The sequence below is a fragment of the Paenibacillus sp. FSL R10-2736 genome, assembly GCF_038000245.1.
GTDB lineage: Bacteria > Bacillota > Bacilli > Paenibacillales > Paenibacillaceae > Paenibacillus_AQ > Paenibacillus_AQ phytohabitans.
In genome coordinates, this window is the sequence record NZ_JBBOBN010000001.1 from 3,823,393 (window position 1) to 3,841,912 (window position 18,520).

At 51.8% G+C, this 18,520-nt stretch carries 14 protein-coding genes and 1 pseudogene; 4 read left to right on the forward strand and 11 right to left on the reverse strand.

All coding sequences use genetic code 11. The features are described 5' to 3' along the window. Window positions 1–68 precede the first annotated feature (68 nt). Window positions 69–932, reverse strand: coding sequence for a cation diffusion facilitator family transporter (locus NSQ73_RS16460; protein WP_340987315.1), 864 nt, complete (start codon window positions 930–932; stop codon window positions 69–71). 326 nt (window positions 933–1,258) lie between these two features. Then, entirely contained in the window at window positions 1,259–1,762 is a 504-nt protein-coding gene (locus NSQ73_RS16465) for a ferritin (RefSeq protein ID WP_039292730.1), read from the reverse strand. 116 nt (window positions 1,763–1,878) lie between these two features. On the opposite strand from NSQ73_RS16465, the gene nagZ reads away from it, so the two are divergent. Beyond that, window positions 1,879–3,252: a beta-N-acetylhexosaminidase gene (gene nagZ / locus NSQ73_RS16470; RefSeq protein ID WP_340987317.1), complete on the forward strand. Its 1,374-nt coding sequence runs from the start codon at window positions 1,879–1,881 to the stop codon at window positions 3,250–3,252. Between the two features lie 371 nt (window positions 3,253–3,623). Here nagZ and NSQ73_RS16475 read toward each other — a convergent pair whose 3' ends face one another. The 5 genes and pseudogenes from NSQ73_RS16475 to NSQ73_RS16495 form a co-directional block, all read right to left on the reverse strand. After that, window positions 3,624–4,727, reverse strand: coding sequence for an efflux RND transporter periplasmic adaptor subunit (locus NSQ73_RS16475; RefSeq protein WP_340987318.1), 1,104 nt, complete (start codon window positions 4,725–4,727; stop codon window positions 3,624–3,626). Window positions 4,728–4,751: 24 nt separating this feature from the next. Continuing rightward, window positions 4,752–6,143 (reverse strand): ABC transporter permease, encoded by a 1,392-nt coding sequence (locus tag NSQ73_RS16480; protein ID WP_340987319.1) that lies wholly within the window; start codon window positions 6,141–6,143, stop codon window positions 4,752–4,754. A gap of 260 nt (window positions 6,144–6,403) precedes the next feature. Beyond that, window positions 6,404–7,093, reverse strand: a pseudogene (locus tag NSQ73_RS16485) (ABC transporter ATP-binding protein); the annotation flags it as partial. 64 nt (window positions 7,094–7,157) lie between these two features. Beyond that, on the reverse strand, window positions 7,158–9,755 hold the full coding sequence (locus NSQ73_RS16490; protein WP_340987320.1) for a hypothetical protein: 2,598 nt from the start codon (window positions 9,753–9,755) through the stop codon (window positions 7,158–7,160). A 183-nt stretch (window positions 9,756–9,938) separates the two neighbouring features. After that, window positions 9,939–10,772, reverse strand: coding sequence for a helix-turn-helix transcriptional regulator (locus NSQ73_RS16495; protein ID WP_042137023.1), 834 nt, complete (start codon window positions 10,770–10,772; stop codon window positions 9,939–9,941). 144 nt (window positions 10,773–10,916) lie between these two features. Between NSQ73_RS16495 and NSQ73_RS16500 the strand changes: the two genes are divergently transcribed. From NSQ73_RS16500 to NSQ73_RS16510, 3 genes are all read left to right on the forward strand, one after another. Then, complete coding sequence (locus NSQ73_RS16500; protein WP_340987321.1) at window positions 10,917–12,980, forward strand: beta-galactosidase; 2,064 nt, start codon at window positions 10,917–10,919, stop codon at window positions 12,978–12,980. Between the two features lie 594 nt (window positions 12,981–13,574). After that, a complete protein-coding gene (locus tag NSQ73_RS16505; RefSeq protein ID WP_340989299.1) occupies window positions 13,575–14,294 on the forward strand; it encodes an AzlC family ABC transporter permease in 720 nt (239 codons plus the stop codon). Then, window positions 14,285–14,611: an AzlD domain-containing protein gene (locus NSQ73_RS16510; RefSeq protein ID WP_042137016.1), complete on the forward strand. Its 327-nt coding sequence runs from the start codon at window positions 14,285–14,287 to the stop codon at window positions 14,609–14,611. Before NSQ73_RS16505 ends, NSQ73_RS16510 begins: the two co-directional genes overlap by 10 nt. A gap of 4 nt (window positions 14,612–14,615) precedes the next feature. On the opposite strand, the gene NSQ73_RS16515 is transcribed toward NSQ73_RS16510, so the two are convergent. From NSQ73_RS16515 to NSQ73_RS16530, 4 genes are all read right to left on the reverse strand, one after another. Continuing rightward, a complete protein-coding gene (locus NSQ73_RS16515; protein ID WP_340987322.1) occupies window positions 14,616–15,557 on the reverse strand; it encodes an alpha/beta hydrolase in 942 nt (313 codons plus the stop codon). A 98-nt stretch (window positions 15,558–15,655) separates the two neighbouring features. After that, window positions 15,656–16,063 carry a MerR family transcriptional regulator gene (locus NSQ73_RS16520; protein ID WP_340987323.1) on the reverse strand — a complete coding sequence of 136 codons (408 nt, stop codon included), beginning with the start codon at window positions 16,061–16,063 and terminating at the stop codon, window positions 15,656–15,658. Between the two features lie 27 nt (window positions 16,064–16,090). Next, entirely contained in the window at window positions 16,091–17,434 is a 1,344-nt protein-coding gene (locus tag NSQ73_RS16525) for a hypothetical protein (RefSeq protein WP_340987324.1), read from the reverse strand. Further along, on the reverse strand, window positions 17,431–18,519 hold the full coding sequence (locus tag NSQ73_RS16530) for a DUF58 domain-containing protein (RefSeq protein WP_340987325.1): 1,089 nt from the start codon (window positions 18,517–18,519) through the stop codon (window positions 17,431–17,433). Before NSQ73_RS16530 ends, NSQ73_RS16525 begins: the two co-directional genes overlap by 4 nt. Between the last annotated feature and the right edge of the window lies 1 nt (window position 18,520).

Here is an 18,520-nt window from a genome sequence, read left to right on the forward strand (position 1 = left end):
AAAAGGTGTTGAATCCATCTATATATGTACTCCATATTGAGAACGACCGGTCAAATAATATTTTATCGTCACAAGGGTTCAATATGGACAAGCACCGTAGCTACTTGATGGCGGTCCTTCAACTGATCTTCAATCTCTTCCGTAATGTCATGGCTCTGCACCACATTCAGCCTGGAATCCACAAGTACCGTAGTATCCACTAGTACATTGTTTCCGTGAATGCGGGCTTTGATATCCTTAATTAACTCTACGCCTTCAATCTCCGATACCGTCTGCTTCATTAACTCCAGCTCACTTGCATCGAATCCGTCTGTCAGGTCATGAGTGGCTTTGCGGAAGATATCCCAAGCAGTTTTGCAGATCAGCAGACCGACAATGGTAGCGGTGAGCGGATCAAGCCACGGAATGCCGAACTGTGAGCCGATAATGCCAATGAAGGCACCCACGCTTACGAGCGCATCCGAACGGTTATCCTGCGCAACGGCATGCATCGCATTGCTGTTCAATTTGCGGGCAAGCTTGATGTTATACTTAAACACAGCGATCATAATCACAGCACAGGCAGCTGCCGTCCACGCGGCAATTAGATCAGGGGTTTCCAGTGAAGGCTGAATGAACTTGTTGACACCCTGATACAGCACTTGAAAGCCTACAGCAATCATTATGAAGGAGGCGATCAATGCAGCAACTGTCTCTGCTCTGAAATGACCATAGCTGTGATTGGAATCCGGGGGTCTGCGGGAAATCTTCAGACCTGTCAAAATTGCTATGGAAGCAATAATATCGGTGCTGTTATTCAGTCCGTCCGCAAGTAATGCCTGCGAGCCTGAAACAGAGCCGATGAACAATTTGACGGCAGATAGCAGTATGTAGGCTAGTAGACTAAGCCAAGCCCCTTTTTCACTTTGCTTGATATCGCTGTAATTATCCAAGAAAAAGGACCTCCAAATAATAGTATTGTTCCATACTACACGCTGACTAGCGGGTGGGTCTAGAGAAACAGTGTTGCCGGACGGCGCAAGAGTTAACCCCGCCAAATAGAGTTGCGGAGCCGGAAGTATGTTGCCTCGCACAACATTGTTTGCCCCGGTTCAACATTGAGCACAACTCCCTGCTGCAGAACCCAGTAACTTTTCATTGCAAACATCGTCTAACTAATAGGAAGCGGTCACGGCAGCCGCATTAAAAAGCGGATACCCTCCTTATAAAGGAGGCATCCGCTGTAAAAGCAAACGAAAGGGACAAGTCCGGAATCATATTATTCTGCCGGCGGTGTAAAGGAACGGGCGGCGAACTCGGCATCCAGCATATAGAAGGCATTGCTGTCCGTTTCAATCCGTTTGAGCTTGGCGATAATATTGCTGAAGAGCGCTTCTTCTTCCACCTGCTCGTCAATGAACCATTTGAGGAAATAGATTGTAGCATGCTCGCGTTCATCGAGGGCCAAATCAGCCAGATGATAGAATTTCTTCGTATTCTGCTGCTCATGGGCGAAGGCATGCTCGAACGCATCCAGCATGGATGAATATTCATTGTTCGGCTCCGGCAGGGCGGCAAGGGTGGCACGATAGTCACGGTCATTGAGGAATTTGTAGATTTTCATCGCATGGAACCGCTCTTCTTCAGCCTGCACCAGGAAAAAGTTGGCGAATCCGTCGAGACTTTCACCGGAACAATACGCGGCCATCGCCAGGTATACATGAGCGGAGTAGAACTCGAAATTCATCTGTTCATTAAGCGTGTTCATTAATTGTTCTTTCATTGACAGGTCACCTCATCCTTCTCATTTGTGTACACAGTAAGCAGTTCTTATGTAAAATCTACTTCATCTTATCATTCCTACCCGCCAATCAGCAAACGAAAGGACGAATCTCAACAATGAAATGGTTCAGCCCACGGCAATATAAGTCGACCCCGCATCAGCACCCGCTCCTCCTCTTGACAACCGTTGTATGTCTTCTGCTGGCAAGCGGTTGTGAAGGAAGCGGAAGCTCTGCACAGGCAGGCACGGGTCCTTCGCGGGCACCGGCATCAGCTTCTCCCTCTGCTCCGGTGACTACACCGGCAGCAACAGCAGCAGAAACATCTGCAGCCAGTGTCCAGCCTTCCGCTACTCCTGCTTCGGCAGCAAACAGTACAGACACTAACGACGATATCGCCCGGAAGCTAGCCGGAATGACACTGGAGGACAAGATCGGGCAGATGCTGCTGGTCGGAATCGATGGAACTACGGCAGAGTCAGCCGCACAGAAGATGATTGCCGAAGACAAGGTAGGCGGAATCATCCTCTATTCCGATAATATCAGCAGCCTGAAGCAATTGGTCAGTCTGACCAATGCCTTGAAGAAGAGCAATAACGGCAATCCGGCCCCGCTGTTCATGAGCGTGGACCAGGAAGGCGGCAAGGTGAGCAGACTTCCTGATGAATATGCAGTGTTCCCTTCCAATGCAGCAGTAGGGAAAGAGAATAGTGCTGCCGCTGCCGGAACGATGGGCGAACTTCTGGCCCGGGCGGTGAAGTCCTCCGGCTTCAACATGGATTTCGCACCTGTCCTAGATATTAACAGCAATCCGGATAACCCGGTTATTGGCGACCGCTCCTTCGGCAGCACTGCAGATCTTGTAGTCCGCCTCGGCATCGCCGAAATGAAGGGCTTGGAGTCTGAAGGAATTGTGCCTGTAGTGAAGCATTACCCCGGCCATGGGGATACTTCCGTCGATTCCCATCTGGAGCTGCCGGTAATTAACAAAACAGAGGCGCAGCTCGCCAAGCTGGAATGGCTGCCTTTCCAGGCGGCCATTAAGGAGAAGGCAGATGCTGTAATGGTAGCCCATATCCTGTATCCGAAGCTGGACCCTGAGAAACCCGCTTCCCTGTCCCAAGTAATCATCGGTGAGCAGCTGCGCGGAGAGATGGGCTTCAAGGGAGTCATTATAACCGATGATCTTACGATGGGCGCTATCGTCAAGAACTACAGCCTCGCTGCGGCTGCAGTCGATACTGTACGGGCCGGCAGTGATATTCTGCTGGTCGCCCACGAGTACAAGAATGAGCAGGCGGTGCGGGCCGCTCTGCTCAGCAGCGTGAAGGACGGTACGATCACAGAGGCACGGATTGATGAAAGTGTCTACCGTATTCTTGCGCTGAAAGCCAAATATGAGCTGACCGATCAGGCGGTCCCCGTCCCGGATCTTTCCGGGCTGAACAGCGATATCAAAGCATGGCGTAAGCCATTTCAGCAGAACAAGTAGTTAACAAGCGGAATCGGTACCACTCTCAACAATTTATACGCTCTGGGGAAGTGAAGCTTACTCCTTATGCAGTAGCGAGAGGTGTGAACCAGCAGAGTTGGAAAAAAGGCACTTAATTCTGCCGAAACCATGCGCTTCAGGGAAGCAGTTGGAAAAAGTACAATTAATCCACTGAGCCCCAAGGATTTTAGCAGAATTCGGTCTGATTAAGTGTTGTTTATCCAACTGTTTCCAGGAATTGTACCCGTGACATCAAATTAGATGTACTAATTCCACTTAGATCTTCCGCCGCGCTCCGCCTGTAATTTATATTTAAAAAAAGCCCCAAACCCGGCAATCAACCAGGTTTGGGGCTTTTCACTGCTGCTATACTACTGAAGAACTACCGTATCCCCAGCCTTCAAGCCCGAGAGTACTTCAGTCTTCTCTGTCGTTTCCATGCCAATCTTGATCTCCGTGCGCTCATATTGGCCATTCCCTTTGTCCAGCATGACATAAGCCAGATCACCTTCATGGACAACGGCAATACTGGAGACCACTACCGCCTTCTCTTTACGCGAGGTCTCGATGTCACCGCTGAGGCTGAGGCCGCCGATCAGATGCTCGTCGGGCTGCAGGGAGATGACTACTTCGAATTGCGGGATTTGCCCAGCCGTATTCTGGCCGGTGGTCGTCGTCGCAAATTTGGATACCTCGGTTACTTCCCCATTAAGGATCAGATCCTTCATCGCTGTCATCTTCACCTGTACCTTCATCCCTTTTTTGATACGGAAGATATCCTGCTCTCCGACCTGTGCAATGAACTCCAGCTTGTTCAGATCAACGATCTTGCCGATGTACTGGTTATCTGTAACTGTCTGCGGACGTTCAGTACTGCTGTCGTAGAGGAAGATGCCGTTCTCGGGTGCATGATAGACCGCCGTGTTCAGCTTCGCTTTTTTATCCGCAAGCTCCTTGGCCTGGATCTCCGCATTCACCTGATTCAGCTCGTCGTTCAGACGCGCAGCCTCCTGGGCAGCCAGCGCCTTCAGCCGTTCCGCTTCCGTACCGGCCGGAGCCGCACTATCATCCTCCTGCTGGCTGACAAAAGCGTTCAGCTCCGCCTCCAGCTTCGTTTTGCGGTTGGCAGCTTCTGCCGTCGCAATCTCATTGCGGAGTGTGCTCTGATCCAGGGTAAAGAGGACGTCCCCTTTCTTGACCTGTGCCCCGTTCTCTACTTTCCAAGCGGTCACCTTAGAGGCAAACGGTGCATACACCAGCGTCTCCTGCTGGTATTGTGATCTTCCTTTTACCTGTATCGAGCTGGTCAGCGTCTCCTCCGTTACCGGGAAACTGATTACCTGCATCGTTTCCGGCGGAAGCTCTGCCGCCTCCTTGCCCTTGAAGAATTTGGTATAACCCAGATAACCTGCGGTACTGATGATACCTAAGATTATGATCCACTTCAGGCTCTTCTTTAGAGTCCTCTTCATCATTTCGGCTTCCTTTCTAGCTTAGGCTTAATCTCGTTTAATGGCGGTCAACGCATCTGTTCGGGAGGCGCTGATGGCCGGATAGATTCCGGACAGAACTCCGGTCATAATGGCAAAAGACATCCCGATCGGCAAATTCATCGGCGGGATGAAGAAATTCATCCCATCGCCTGCCGAACCGACCAGCTTATTAAGCCCCATGACAATTAAATAGGAGAACAAGACACCGAGCAGTCCGCCCAGCAATCCCAGAAGCGCGGCTTCTGTAATAAACATGTTGCGGATCTGACCCATGTTAGCCCCCAGGACTTTCATAATGCCAATCTGCCGGCGACGCTGATGGGTCGACATCGTCATAGCCACAATAATGGAGATCGAGGCGATGATCAGAATAAATACACCGATGCCGAGTGCAGCCATCTTAATCATGTCAAATTGTTCCTTCAGCATTTCCTGCTGGAACAGATTGTCTTGAGCGTTCAGTGACAGCTTCTGAATCATCTGCTCGACTGACTTGATGTTCGCCACATCATCCACTTTCACTGTAACTGCGTTATAGCTCCCCTCTTCCGGGAGATTGAGGACACTGGTGGTGGAATTATCAAATACCAGTTCCTTGGAGAGCTGCGCTGCAGTTTCAGGTGATATATACATAATCTTGTCATACGAAGCCTGCATATCGTCGATCCCTTTTGCTCCTTCCAGAATGCCGCCCACCTGAAGCGGAGAGCTAAGCTTCGTTGCAGGTGTAGTTGTGCTATAGTCCTGCGCCTGAATCTGAATCTGCTTGCGGTACAGCTCGGAGGGCTGGACCGATAGTTTTCTATACTGCTCCTGAATATCCTGATTGAACGGATCATTGCCCATACTTTCATAAAGCTTCTGGCGGGTCTCCAAGTCGATTAAGCCCAGCGTCGCCCCGTAATTGAGCACGATCGTTCCCGGCTGGCCATTCGCTCCGCCCTGCTTGAATTTATGATCGTATTCCGTCAGCATCTGCAGATCGGCGACAATGATCCTGACATCAGCAATCTTATTGTCGATCGTCACCAGCTGCAGATATCCGGCCTCCTGAAAAGGTGAAGCGGCCTTCACATGATTCAGTCCCTGGATAATCTTCAGCTTCTGGTCCGTCAGCTTGCCCGGGTCGAGGTTCTCATTCACCTCTCCAGAACCGCCGCCTCCGCTGCCGCCCTTGCCGTTTGAAGGAATTCCCCCGCCCGGCGAGACCATAATTTCGTCCATTTTGAAACTTTGGTTCACCTGTTCGGTCACATAGACTTGAGCAGATTGGCCCACACTCAAGGCCACGATAATTGCTGCGCAGCCGATGGAAATCCCGGTCATACATAGACCTGTAACCACCTTGCGCCGTTTGACCTGTTCCCAGGCCATCCGTGAAATATCTCTGATCTTCACGGCTTCCCTCCCTCTGCAGGCTCAGCTTCACCAGGCGTCTGCTGCTCAGCTTCACCAGGCGTCTGCTCTTCAGTACCTGCAGCTGTCTGCTCCTCAGTCTCTACAGCTGCCTTCTGCTCGTCTTCCACAGCTGCCTTCTGTTCAGCCTCCACAGCTGTCTGCTCTTCAGTCTCTGCAGCTGTCTGCGCTTCAGTCTCTGCAGCTGCCTGCGCTTCAGTCTCTGCAGCTGCCTGCGCTTCAGTCTCTGCAGCTGCCTTCTGCCCGGCTTTCGCAGCTGTCTGCTGCTCAGTGATCAGGAAGCCGTCTCTGAGCGTAAAGATCCGCTGCATTTGTTCCGCCACCTTATATTCATGTGTAACTACAATAAACGTGGTTTTCATCGTACGGTTCAGATTCAGCAGAATGCTGATAATCTCCTCCTCGGTCTTGGAATCCAGGTTCCCCGTAGGCTCATCTGCGAAGATGACCGACGGTTCTGTGATCAGTGACCGGGCAATACTGACCCGCTGCTGCTGTCCCCCGGAGAGCTGGGAAGGGAATAAATCCGCTTTGTCGGGAATGCCCACCTGCTCCAGCAGGGCGAGCGCCTTCTTCTTGCGGACGGATGGAGACACCGATTGGAATACAAGCGGCAGCTCTACATTCTCCCGGACAGTCAGGCTGGTAATCAGCTCATACGCCTGAAAGATAAATCCGATATGCTTGCGCCGGAACTCGGCAAGCTTGTTCTCGCCCATCTTCACAATGTCTTTGTCGGCAATGTAGATATGACCTTCCGTAGGCTTCATCAAGCCGGCCATCAGATTAAGAAGCGTCGACTTGCCGGACCCCGAACTGCCCAGTAGTGCAACCATCTCCCCCTCCTTGACGGCAAAATTGATTTTATGGAGAACGGATGTCCATTCATTGCCGGTTTTGTACGAATGCGTAATATCTTCAACACGCAACATGGAAGCTGCTCCTTTTTAAGAATACAAGAATTTAAATATTTAGTTAGGCTGATGTGAATATCAATTACTCTGATTTAGGAGGAAGCTCTTCTTTGACCAAATAGACCTGGCCGCCGAGCATCAGCCGTTCGCCCTGGAATTCATCATACAAGGTTAATTTATAAGTACCACCGTCGAGAGTTTTGTACAGGCTTCTGTTGATGGAGAGCGAGTAGACGTTGTTCGTCCCCTCTATCAGGTCGGTACCTATGGAGAGCGTCTTTTCCTGCGAGATTCCGAAAGGATCGGTAATTTGTAGAATAAGCTTATGCTCCAAGGCTCCTGCATCGTATTGATAATCCCGCTTCAAATTGTAGTTGACTGAAATATTGATAGTATCCGAGGATTTCAGATGTCTGCCCTCTGAGCTCAGGAAGGAAATGGTATACGGATACAGAACGGTATTCAGTAGTGTGGTTGCCGGTACATTGGCCTGCGGATTCAGCTGGAGCGCAGCCACATCCACAAATCCGGTTGCTTCCTCTTTACTCTCAATCAGCTTGCCTCCGTTGATACCGGCACCCAGATAGAGGGAGATGTCACTGATGTCCGTGGTTTTGGGCAGCTTGGTCCAGAAGACCACGAGCTGTTTCGCACCGGGAGCAGCGCTGTTATCCGATTGGCTAGGCGTTGCCTCAAAATATTGGCCATCTTTGGTTCTGTAATACGCCTGCAGCCGGGCCATCTTGCTCTGTCGCTTCTCTTCACTACTCATGAGCAGCTCAGTATAGACCAGATTGTAATTTTCCCCTTCATAGACGGTGGTTCTGTTCTCCTGCACAGTGGCTGTTTTGCCTTTTCCATTGACGGTGTAGTTCTTGCCCTGCGGAATGATGGCGATACTGTTAATCGAGTTGTTGATGCTCAGATCCAGGAATGGAACAGTTTCTGTATTCTCTGTGCCGTATAAGGCGATTCGGATATCCTGGAACTCAGCCGTATAGGCGATTTTGCCGAGTACATACAGTACCACTGACTTGCCGGGGGCCAGGACCGATGATTCTTTATTGTCCATGAACAGATCCGTAGTCACGAGCAGGCTGTCATTGTCGAGCTTAATAGAACCCTTAAGTTCCGGCAGGGTCAGCGACACGGATTGTGTATTGGTAATTTTCAGTCTGGCGGCTACAATATCATCATCTCTCCAAGGGTAACGCTGCACAGATTGAATACTATAGGAGAAAGAGCCGTATGAATTCGTTGTCATATACTCCTGCCCCGTCTGCACATCCGCACGAAGCGCGTAAGGAATGACGAAATAGGCAACCGGGAAAATCATTTTGGATGTCGTCGCTCCGCTGCCGGCATTCCCTGCACCAGACGCTCCTTCTGTACCTTCTGTACCTGCCGTACCAGATCCAACTGCTGTATCCGCGCCAACCGCTTCGATCATCATCAGCTGCAGGCCGGACTGCTCCACTTCAAGCGGTACGCGGACCGTCAGCGGAATGATTTTGGTCTCTAGCGGCTTGAGTGTAACTCCGCTTAACCCCTTCGCACTCACCGGGAAGGTTGTGCCTTTCTGGGATTTGACCGCCAGCTCATAGCTTGGCAGCGTTACTGCTTTGTTGCCGGTATTCTTGATCTGCATCTGAAAAGTCCATACCGCATCTGCATCCTGTGAATATACATTGGCATTGCGTATCAGCGTTTCTATGGTATTGCTGTTCACGATGATTTTTTTGACTACGCCGCTGCCGACGACCAGATTAGGTGATGTGGCCGCTGGAAGCTTATAGGCCGATTTCGGCAGCTCCAGCTTCGTAGTTTCATCCTTTTGCGTAAATTGTAGCTTCATATTATCCGTCTTAAGGTAGACTGGTATTTCGGCCAGATAATAGATGCTCCGCTTCTCTTGCGGCTGAATCTTGTAATCTGCCTGCGTGCTGCTTAACGCAAGCTCAAAGGAAGTCCCGCTGGCGGATACCAGATACGCAGAATACCCCGGATCACCCAGCACCTTATTTCCTTTATTGGTCAGATTGAGTCCAACCTTGGCATAGACTTTGCCGCCGTATTTGTAGAGCTGCAGTGAATCTGCACTGGCTGTAACAGGAATGTCGTTCATGGTGGTATTCAGGCTTGCACCGGCTGCTGCAGCTGTAGAGTAATTCGCCGGAACTGCGTAAGAACCCGTCTGCTTCAGATACCCCTTCGCCTTGGCGTCCCAGACCAGCATGGAGATCTTAAGGCCCTGCAAGGATGAAGTTTGTCCCACATTTACATAGTAGGTAACGCTCAGACTTTCTTTCGCGCCGACTTTTTTCTTCAGTGCATCCGTTCCTACCGGATTCCCCGGAAGCACTGAACCGCCAGGTGTTACAACCCGTGAGAAATATTTCAGCAGACTCGCGCTTGAATTACCGGAATTGGTATATTTCAGCGTATACGATACGATATTTCCGCCGGTCTGACTCCAGATGTTCACGTTCTCAAGGACTGCAGTCACCCCGGCTCCCAGCGGAACGGAATTGAATTTGAATGCTGGTGCAGCGGCGGGTGCCGCCGCGTTTTTTGATGTTGCGGCTGCGGCGGCAACGGGGGCAGCGATGCTGCCGGCCAGCTGGCCGGCTACAAGCGTACTCACGAGCAGAGCAGCATATGTAACTCTATACTTTCTCATTTATTTCCCTCCAGATGTATTTACTAGCAATATTATAGTTGCAGACAGCGTGGAAATTGTATCCACTTTGTAACCCTTCGCCTCCGGTTGTAACCTTCTCAAGCAAAAACATGTCAAGTACAGCACAAAAAGCGCTGATAATGTAACAAAGTTTGTTAATATTGTTTCGGCTACACTATGATTCTATGAGCTGAACAACCGTCTGTACTGGTTTGGCGGCATGCCTTCCAGCTGTCTGAAGACCTTAATGAAGTAACTCGACTGGTGAAAACCGCTCTGCAGCGCAATTTGCGCGACAGACAGCTCAGTCGAAACCAGCAGCAGCTTGGCACGGGCCATCCGGCAGTCACTTAAATAACGGTTCGGCGTCTTGCCCATTATGCTCCGGAACAGCCGCAGAAAATGATAGCTGCTGTAACCGGCAAGCCGGGCCATCGCTTCCAGTGTCCAGGGCCGCTCGCATTCGCTGTGTATCCTGTCGGCCGTGAGCCGGATGGAATGTCTGATCTCCAGCGGTACCGACCCGTGCAGCGGCTCAGAATTCTGCATCAGCGTCACAAGAATCTCATAGAGCAGGGTAGACAGACGCGGTTCACTCCGGGTCTCATAAGCCGCACTTAGCCTGTACATCTCCTCGAAGACCGGCTCATAGCCCGTTCCGGGATCGAAGGTAAAAAAATAACCGCGGGAGTGATCCGCCTCCTCCAGCATCGGCAAAGATAAAGCTGTGGCGAAATGGACCCAGCGCACATTCCAGGCCTGGCCCGGATCAGAACCGTATTGCTGGTAAGCCCCCCGCGGGAACAGAAACCCGCTCCCCCGCTTCATCGATATCCGTTCCCCTTCCTGGAACACATACCCTTCTCCGCCAAAGACCATATGAAGGTTATAGCTGCCCAGGAAACCTTCACTTCTGCGCTCCGCATGCTGCGGGAAGTCGCTGTAATGGCCCAGCATCTCCGGATAACATACATAATGGGCATACGCTGGCTGCGGTAGAACATAATGCTTTTTCATACGATCCCCTCTTCTCTCCGCCTTGAATCAAGCACGCAATATAGTAATATAATAGCAATATTATGTTATATAAGTGTATACACTGCTGATAATACAATAGATTGGTACCAACTATAAAGCATATATTTACACTTGGAGGTTACTATGAAGAAACCTGTTGCTGCAGAACGATTCGAGCTTGGCGTCTGTTATTATCCCGAGCACTGGCCTGAATCCATGTGGGCGGATGATTACCGCCGTATGGTTGAAACCGGATTCACTATTGTACGTCTGGGCGAGTTCGCCTGGTCGGTATTTGAGCCGGAAGAAGGTCAATTTCAATTCGGCCTGTTTGACCGTGCTATAGATTTGGCGCACAGCTACGGGCTGAAGGTGATTATGGGAACACCTACTGCCACTCCGCCCGCCTGGCTAACCGAGCAATATCCTGAGGTATTAAATGTGACTCATGAAGGTGTGACGATGCAGCATGGCATGCGCCGTCATTATAATTACAGCAGCCCCAAATACCGTGAGCTCTGCGCCAGAATTGTGACTAAGCTTGCAGAGCATTACGGCAGTCACCCCGGAGTGACCGGCTGGCAGATCGATAATGAATTGAACTGTGAGGTAAATGTGTTCTACTCGGAGAGTGACCATCTTGCCTTCCGGACGTGGCTTCAGGATAAATATGTGACACTGGATAAGCTGAATGAAGCCTGGGGTACTGTGTTCTGGAATCAGACCTATACCCGCTGGTCACAGGTCTATCTGACCCGGCCAACCCCCTCGCCTAACCAGCCCAATCCGCATCAGGCACTGGATGAGAAGCGTTTCATCTCTTATAACACGATTTATTTTGCCAAAATCCAGGCGGATATCCTCCGTGAACTGGCACCTGACCAGTGGGTGACTACGAACGGCCTATTCGGACATCTGGACAGCCATGAACTGAATGACGAGCTGCTGGACTTCTTCAGCTATGATTCATATCCGCAATTCTCGACCATTTACTATGATCCGGCAGAGGTGAACCCGCTGCGTGACCGCGGCTGGGGACTGTCACTCTCTGCGGTCCGCTCGGTCAGCAGCAACTTCTGTGTGATGGAACAGCAGTCGGGACCCGGCGGTTGGGTCAACCGGATGGATATGCCTTCTCCGAAGCCCGGGCAGATGCGGCTGTGGACTTACCAGTCTATCGCCCATGGTGCGGATATGCTGCTCTATTTCCGCTGGCGGACAGCTACTATGGGGAACGAAATCTATTGGCACGGCTTGAATGACTATCATAACCAACCGAATCGGCGCGTGAAGGAAGCCGAGCAGATCGGCAAGGAGCTGGCAAAGATCGGCAAAGCCTTCATCGGCAGCCGGACTCAGGCTAATATCGCCATCGTGCGGGATTATGATAATGAGTGGGACGGGGAATATGACATCTGGCACGGGCCATTCATGTGGCAGAGCAACAAGGAATGGTTCAAGGCACTGCAGCGGAAGCATATCCCCAATGATGTTCTGTATATGCGCAGCAATACAACGCTTGCGGAGCTTGTGAGTTACGAGGTGCTGGTCTACCCGCATCCGGCCATTATGAGTGACGACACAGCGGCCCTGCTGGATCAATATGTACAGCAAGGCGGGAAGCTGATCTTTGGCTGCCGCACCGGATACAAGGATACCACCGGACAATGTTATATGCGGCCTTTTCCCGGAGCAGCCCAGGAGATGTGCGGTGTAACCGTGGAAGAGTTCACTATGGTCAAAGGAACACGTCAGCCTACCTCGATCCGTTGGACGAATAATCCAGGGACGCTTACGGGTGCGGATGCTTTCAATGATATTCTTCATGTGGAAGAGGACAGTGTCGAGGTTATGGGTACCTACGCTACCGATTATTATGCCGGCAAACCGGCGGTAACCCGCAACAAGCGCGGCAAGGGGGAAGTCTGGTACTACGGGGCTGTATTCAATGAGCAGGCCGTGCTGCAAATGATCGGAAGTTTGGGACTGAATTCACCTGCTGCCGAATGGCTGGAATTGCCGCCGGAGATTGAGCTGCAGATCCGCGCTTCTGAGGGAGATACCGCTGCAGGACTCACCTTCCTGCTTAACTATAGTGAAGAACCGGCAGAGATCGTACTTAAGGAATCCAGAACGGATCTGCTAAGCGGGCAAACCCTCACGGGAAGTTATACGCTGGATGGATATGGCGTTCTGGTGCTGGAATAACAATTCCTGTTAAGCTTAGGCATGACTAAATCAATATAAAAGGGTTCCGCCGCCGCAGATTGCTCTGTGGATAGCGGAACCCTTTTGCTGCTGCAAGCTGCCCGGCACTGAAACTGGCGAAGGCATTGCAGCATATAAATTATAGAATCTCCTTGCAATTCGCTGTGAATTATTAGATATTAAAAACTGAAATTCATATTCAGTTTCAACGTGGAAGTTAGTGATAGTTGTATTATGTGCAATTAAAAACAGAAAAAAAGCATGTTTGCCTCTTATAACTGTAGTCTGTACAACTAAATTTGCCCGAATGGGCGAGCCCCCCTCTACATAGGGCAGTTTAATTGCACGAAATACAACTAAACACTTAAACACTAGTAAATCAGGTGATTTAGATGTACAAAGTACAATTAAGCATACCTGATATACTGTGACCGGTCACTGTCAAACCTTCAGCAAGCGGTTTACCAAAGCGGTTATTACACGTTTATATGTGATGCTATACATAGCTTGGAAATGAATAGTTTAGAATATAGAGGAGCGAGTGAATCCGTGAAGCCAGAATTCATACAACAGGAGTCTCCGGCGAATGGCCGCCTGCAGCGGGATGCCCTAGAGGTACCGGAGGGGCATGACACCTTCCTGCAAGGGGTCAAAGACTGCCTCCCTACTCTGCTCGGCTATCTAAGCATTGGCTTTGCAGCAGGTGTCGTGGAGAAAACTGCCGGCCTCTCCATTGCCGAAATTGCCATGATCTCCATTATTCTTTATGCCGGATCAGCCCAGTTTATCGCCGCAGGAATGATTGCGGCCGGAAGCAGCGCCTCCAGCATCATCATCACAATTCTGCTGGTCAATCTGCGTCATCTGCTGCTGAGCGCGGCGATATCGCCGTACTTCCGCCATTTGAATCCGCTGCGCAATCTGCTGATTGGATCACTGCTTACCGATGAGACCTTCGGGGTAGCCATCCAGAAGAGCGCCTCCAGGAAGCGGATCAGCGAGAAATGGATGCACGGGCTTAATATCACAGCCTATCTGAACTGGTTCCTGGCCAATATCGCCGGCGCCTTCCTCGGACAGTGGATATCCAGTCCGGAGAAGTGGGGGCTGGATTTCGCTCTGCCCGCCATGTTCATCGGACTGCTGGTACTGACGGTCATGGCACGGCGCAAATATCTGCTGGACATTACCGTCGGCTTCATAGCTGTCATTGTTGCCGTTCTGGTCTCTATTCTGTGGTCGCCCAGCATGGGCGTAATTGCGGCAGCTCTTATAGCCTCTACGATTGGAATGGTGATTGAACAATGGAAATAAGACTGGACATCTTCTTCATTATCCTGGGCGCTGCACTCGTTACCTTCATCCCGCGCGTTCTTCCGCTTATGCTGCTTAGCCGGATCTCCATTCCGGACTGGGGGATGCGTTGGTTAAGCTTTGTACCAATTGCGGTAATGGCTGCATTGGTCGCCCAGGAACTATTCGTAACAGACGGCAGGTTCGCCGGCCTTTCCACGAATGTGGAGCTGATCGCGGCATTGCCCTCCTTCTGGGTAGCCGTCAAAACCCGCAGCCTGCTCGGAACCGTAGTCACCGGCATCCTGGCGCTGATGCTGCTGCGCCTACTGTTTTGAACCCTTATACTTCAGCTTCCAGCTTCAGCGTCTCTTTTACATATTCGCCAATATGATGAATCGCCTGCTGCGCTTCAGGCAGCAGCGCAGCCAGCATCTGAAACACACTCCACATGTTCTCCCACACTTCCAGCTTGGCGGGTGTCCCCTCCTCTAGTGCCTTACCGGCCAGCCGCTCGGCATCGCTCAGCAGAACCTCGTGATCACCTACTTGAATGAACAGAGGCGGCAATCCAGTGAGGTCTTGTCTCAGCGGTGATAATAGTGCAGGAGCTTCCCCGGCATACTCCCCAAGATAATCTTCCAGAATACGCTGATTAGTCTCCCGGCTTCCGGTCGGATCTCTATCCGCCCGGCTCGTATAAGACTCTCCGTCCAAATGAACTAGATCTCCATGAGGCGAGAGCAGGAATGCGCCGCCCGGAAGCGGCTTCCCTTCATCCCGCAGAGAGATCAGCGTCATAAGGGCAAGCGTGGCACCTACGGAATCTCCGCCAAATATGATATGCCCGGGCTTGAAGCCCTGGTCCAGCAGCCACAGGTACGCAGACAGGCAATCTTCACCCGCAGCCGGATAACGGAATTCCGGAGCCAGCCGGTATTCCACAGTAAGCACCGCAATTCCGCTGGCGGCCGAGAGCCTGGCGGCCAGATCCCGGTAGACTGCACAGCTGCCGGCCACAAACCCTCCGCCGTGGAAATACAGAATTACCTTTGTATCCCAATGCGCATCCTTTTTCCCACCAGTTCTGACCCACTCCCCACTGAACCTCTCTGTCTTTACCTGCTCAACCTGCACACCGTTTAGCACAGGCAGTTGTCCGGCGGATTCCGCAAGGGCAGCGCGGATCTCTTGGGCCGGTTGTCCCGGATAGGGTTTATTGTGCTTCAACTGGTTGGAAATGGCCTGCAGCTGTCCGGCTGGAGTAACACTAGGGCATAACATAACGGTTCATTCCTCCTCTTAATCGTTCATAGACACAATATAAACCCTGTACCGGAGTACAGGGTCAAGTGGCTATCTCAGATTAAATTCCCGCCGGTTCAGCCTTTCATGTTCAAGATATCAAGAGTCTCCTGAACACCCGGATGCCTGTCCTGTGTAAGGAGGCTGCTCTTCAATTCTTCCAGCTTTGTGCGGGTCTTGTGCCGTTTGGCAATCTCCAGATCAACAGCAGCCATTTTACTCTCAATAACTGTAATAAAATCCGGTATTCCGATACTGCCGTCTGCAGATTTGACCAAAGCTTTCTTGATCTCACGCAGAGTGAAACCGCAAGCTTTCGCATTCTGAATAAAAGCGATCCGTTCCCGCGCTTCCTCCGGATACATCCGGTATCCGCTGGACGTGCGCTGAGGCTGCGGAATCAGCCCGTATTTCTCATAATACCTGAGCGTTTCTATGTTTACTCCGGCCTCTTTGGCCAGCTCGCCTCGTAAATATGGGGTCATCCCTATTTCTCCTTCCTGCAGGATTAGCTACAGCTTCAACTGTTCTTTTAGTGCTGTAATCTCTTCAGCAGAGAGCTCAGTGAGGTCTGACTGTTCCTCATCTGCATATCTGGCTCTAATATAAAATGCAAGCAGGCGGTTATAGGCTTCCCCTTCGCTGCCCGGGCTTTTGCGCTGCCGCTTCTGTCCTTCTGACCATGCTGCCACATCGGCAGCCGTCTCCTGAGGGGTCAGATATGCCTTCACCTCATACCCGTCGGTATGCTTGGCGCGGAGCCAATGACGATAGAGCCAGCGGATGCGTGCCCGGCTTCCATCCATCGTCTCCCACCGGTCCCGGCGGCTGGATGGTGTAAGCCTGGTACGCAAGTAATCCCTGAAGCCCTGAACGGTCTGCTCCCAAGTGAACAGGCTGGTCTCTTCATCCTGATAACCGGCAGCAGCTGCAGGCGATTCTCTGCGCAGCACTGTCAACAGCCAGTCCATTGCTCTGCGGAGCAGTCCACCGGTATTTCTGTATAGCCAGCGTACTCCGTAATACAGCACCACAACTATTGCAGCTGCACCTATAATATAGAAGCCAATGTTAAGAATTGCGGCCAGAATGCCAGGTTCACCGGCTTCCGCTGCCGGGAATTCCTGAATGGCTTGTGGAGGAGCCTCCTCCGGCGGAGGTTCCTCTGCACCGGAGGATAGCCGGCTGAGCCAGGTGAAGAAGAGCCTCACCGCATTCCACAGCAGCATACCCGCCGCTTTGCCGCCGCCCGCCGCCAGGACTGCCGCCAGGACAATGAATCCCGCCAGATACAGGCGGTTATGCCGCCGCAGGCCTTCAGGCAGACGTGCAGAATCACTGTTTAAGGAGCTGTAGCGCAGATGGCTGCTGTTGGAGTCAATCAGTGCCAGCACCAGGCATAAGCTTCCGCTCCAGGTTAGTATAGTCACATTAGCCTGAAGCTCCGGAATCTGGGAGAAGGCTATTGAACCAATGAAATAGATTGTGATTCCGGCCAGATAGATTCTGAACCGGTTCACCCGTGAAGCTGTAGTCATGCCAAGATACGCACAGACTGCGGCACCCGTTACCAGCGGGATGCCCGGGAGTGTCAGTGTGCTGCTTATCAGTCCGGTCAAGAGACCCAGCAGCAGCGCCGCCAGCAGCTGCTGCCATAACCGGCTGCATCTATGCCGCAGCAGTACACCGCCTGCAACCAGCAGCGGTAATAGGTAAATCCACCGTACCGCTGCTTCACCCGATTGCAGATAAGTCTGCAGCGCCAGCCAGACAGGCAGAAGCAGCAGCCAGTCTATGAAGGCAGTAATCCATAGCGCAAGGTTGGCCTGGAATGAAGACGAGAAACGGAGTTTCATAGCGCTGCACCGCCTTCTTCCGGAATATCCAGCCATTCTACGCCATTCCCCATGAAGCTCAATACCGCAGCGGCATCCTGCAGTTCCGCCCCCCGGTGACAGGTAATGATCAGATAATCCGTATCGCCTTCATCCTTCTCTGCTTCAATCTCCATCAGCCTGCTCATTGGCAATGTTCTGTCCAGATTCAGTCTGGCCAGCATGCCAAGGAATTCTTCAGCATGTGATATCGGCCAGGTATCCACCGGATCTCTTGCCCCGCCGCCGTCAAGCCTTCCGTTGCTGAGCAGCCGGGTCTCAATGCCATGGCTGATGGCATATTCAGCCACGGTCGCCGCATACCGGATGCCTAGCTCAATCCGCTCCACATCGGTTACGGTCCGCCACATGGAATCGCTGATCTCCACGTTCAGGCAGATTACAAGCCTCGAATCGGCCGTGTAATCCTTCTGATGCACCTGCATGCTTCCTGTCCGGGCTGTCGCTTTCCAGTTGATCGAAGCCAGGGAATCCCCTGCACTGTACTCGCGGGTACCAGCGGTCAGGAACGGATCTTCTACAATCCAGCGCTTGACGGGCAGCTCGCCGAGCCAGCTGTGCACCGGCAGCGGAAGCTCATGAAATTGAAGCAGCCCCGGGTAGACAAGCAGCTCCAGCTGCAGCGGGAAGGTCTTCGATTTGCGGCTCATCCCGAAGAGATCCCCCGTGGTCATTGTTGCGGTCTCCAGAAGAAACAATCCGCGCTCCCGGCAGATCACATTATGCCGGCGTTTAATGTGGCGGTAAGACCTGAGAAAGAACAGGCTGACATGATTCTGTGAGATCTCGCCGCTGCTGATGCCCAGATTCTCCTGGGAGCCGAACTCAAGCCCCCGGGCGATACTGGATTCCAGACGCAGCCAAGGCAGCGGAAGCAGCTTCTTATTCATGATCTCCTCGACCATCTCCACCTGTTCTCCTGCATATACGGCCTTGGCCGAGAAATAGCGGGTATAGGTGACCTTCTTAAGCGCGTTACGGTCGTATATAGCAGAGACGAATAACAGCAGAAACAGCGTGCTTGCAATGAACCACGGCAGCGACATG

Coding starts and splice junctions, on each gene's coding strand:
- NSQ73_RS16465 (WP_039292730.1), bottom strand. CDS start 1,762: ATGAAAGAACAATTAATGAACACGCTTAATGAACAGATGAATTTCGAG.
- nagZ (WP_340987317.1), top strand. CDS start 1,879: ATGAAATGGTTCAGCCCACGGCAATATAAGTCGACCCCGCATCAGCAC.
- NSQ73_RS16475 (WP_340987318.1), bottom strand. CDS start 4,727: ATGATGAAGAGGACTCTAAAGAAGAGCCTGAAGTGGATCATAATCTTA.
- NSQ73_RS16490 (WP_340987320.1), bottom strand. CDS start 9,755: ATGAGAAAGTATAGAGTTACATATGCTGCTCTGCTCGTGAGTACGCTT.
- NSQ73_RS16495 (WP_042137023.1), bottom strand. CDS start 10,772: ATGAAAAAGCATTATGTTCTACCGCAGCCAGCGTATGCCCATTATGTA.
- NSQ73_RS16500 (WP_340987321.1), top strand. CDS start 10,917: ATGAAGAAACCTGTTGCTGCAGAACGATTCGAGCTTGGCGTCTGTTAT.
- NSQ73_RS16510 (WP_042137016.1), top strand. CDS start 14,285: ATGGAAATAAGACTGGACATCTTCTTCATTATCCTGGGCGCTGCACTC.
- NSQ73_RS16515 (WP_340987322.1), bottom strand. CDS start 15,557: ATGTTATGCCCTAGTGTTACTCCAGCCGGACAGCTGCAGGCCATTTCC.
- NSQ73_RS16520 (WP_340987323.1), bottom strand. CDS start 16,063: ATGACCCCATATTTACGAGGCGAGCTGGCCAAAGAGGCCGGAGTAAAC.
- NSQ73_RS16525 (WP_340987324.1), bottom strand. CDS start 17,434: ATGAAACTCCGTTTCTCGTCTTCATTCCAGGCCAACCTTGCGCTATGG.
- NSQ73_RS16530 (WP_340987325.1), bottom strand. CDS start 18,519: ATGTCGCTGCCGTGGTTCATTGCAAGCACGCTGTTTCTGCTGTTATTC.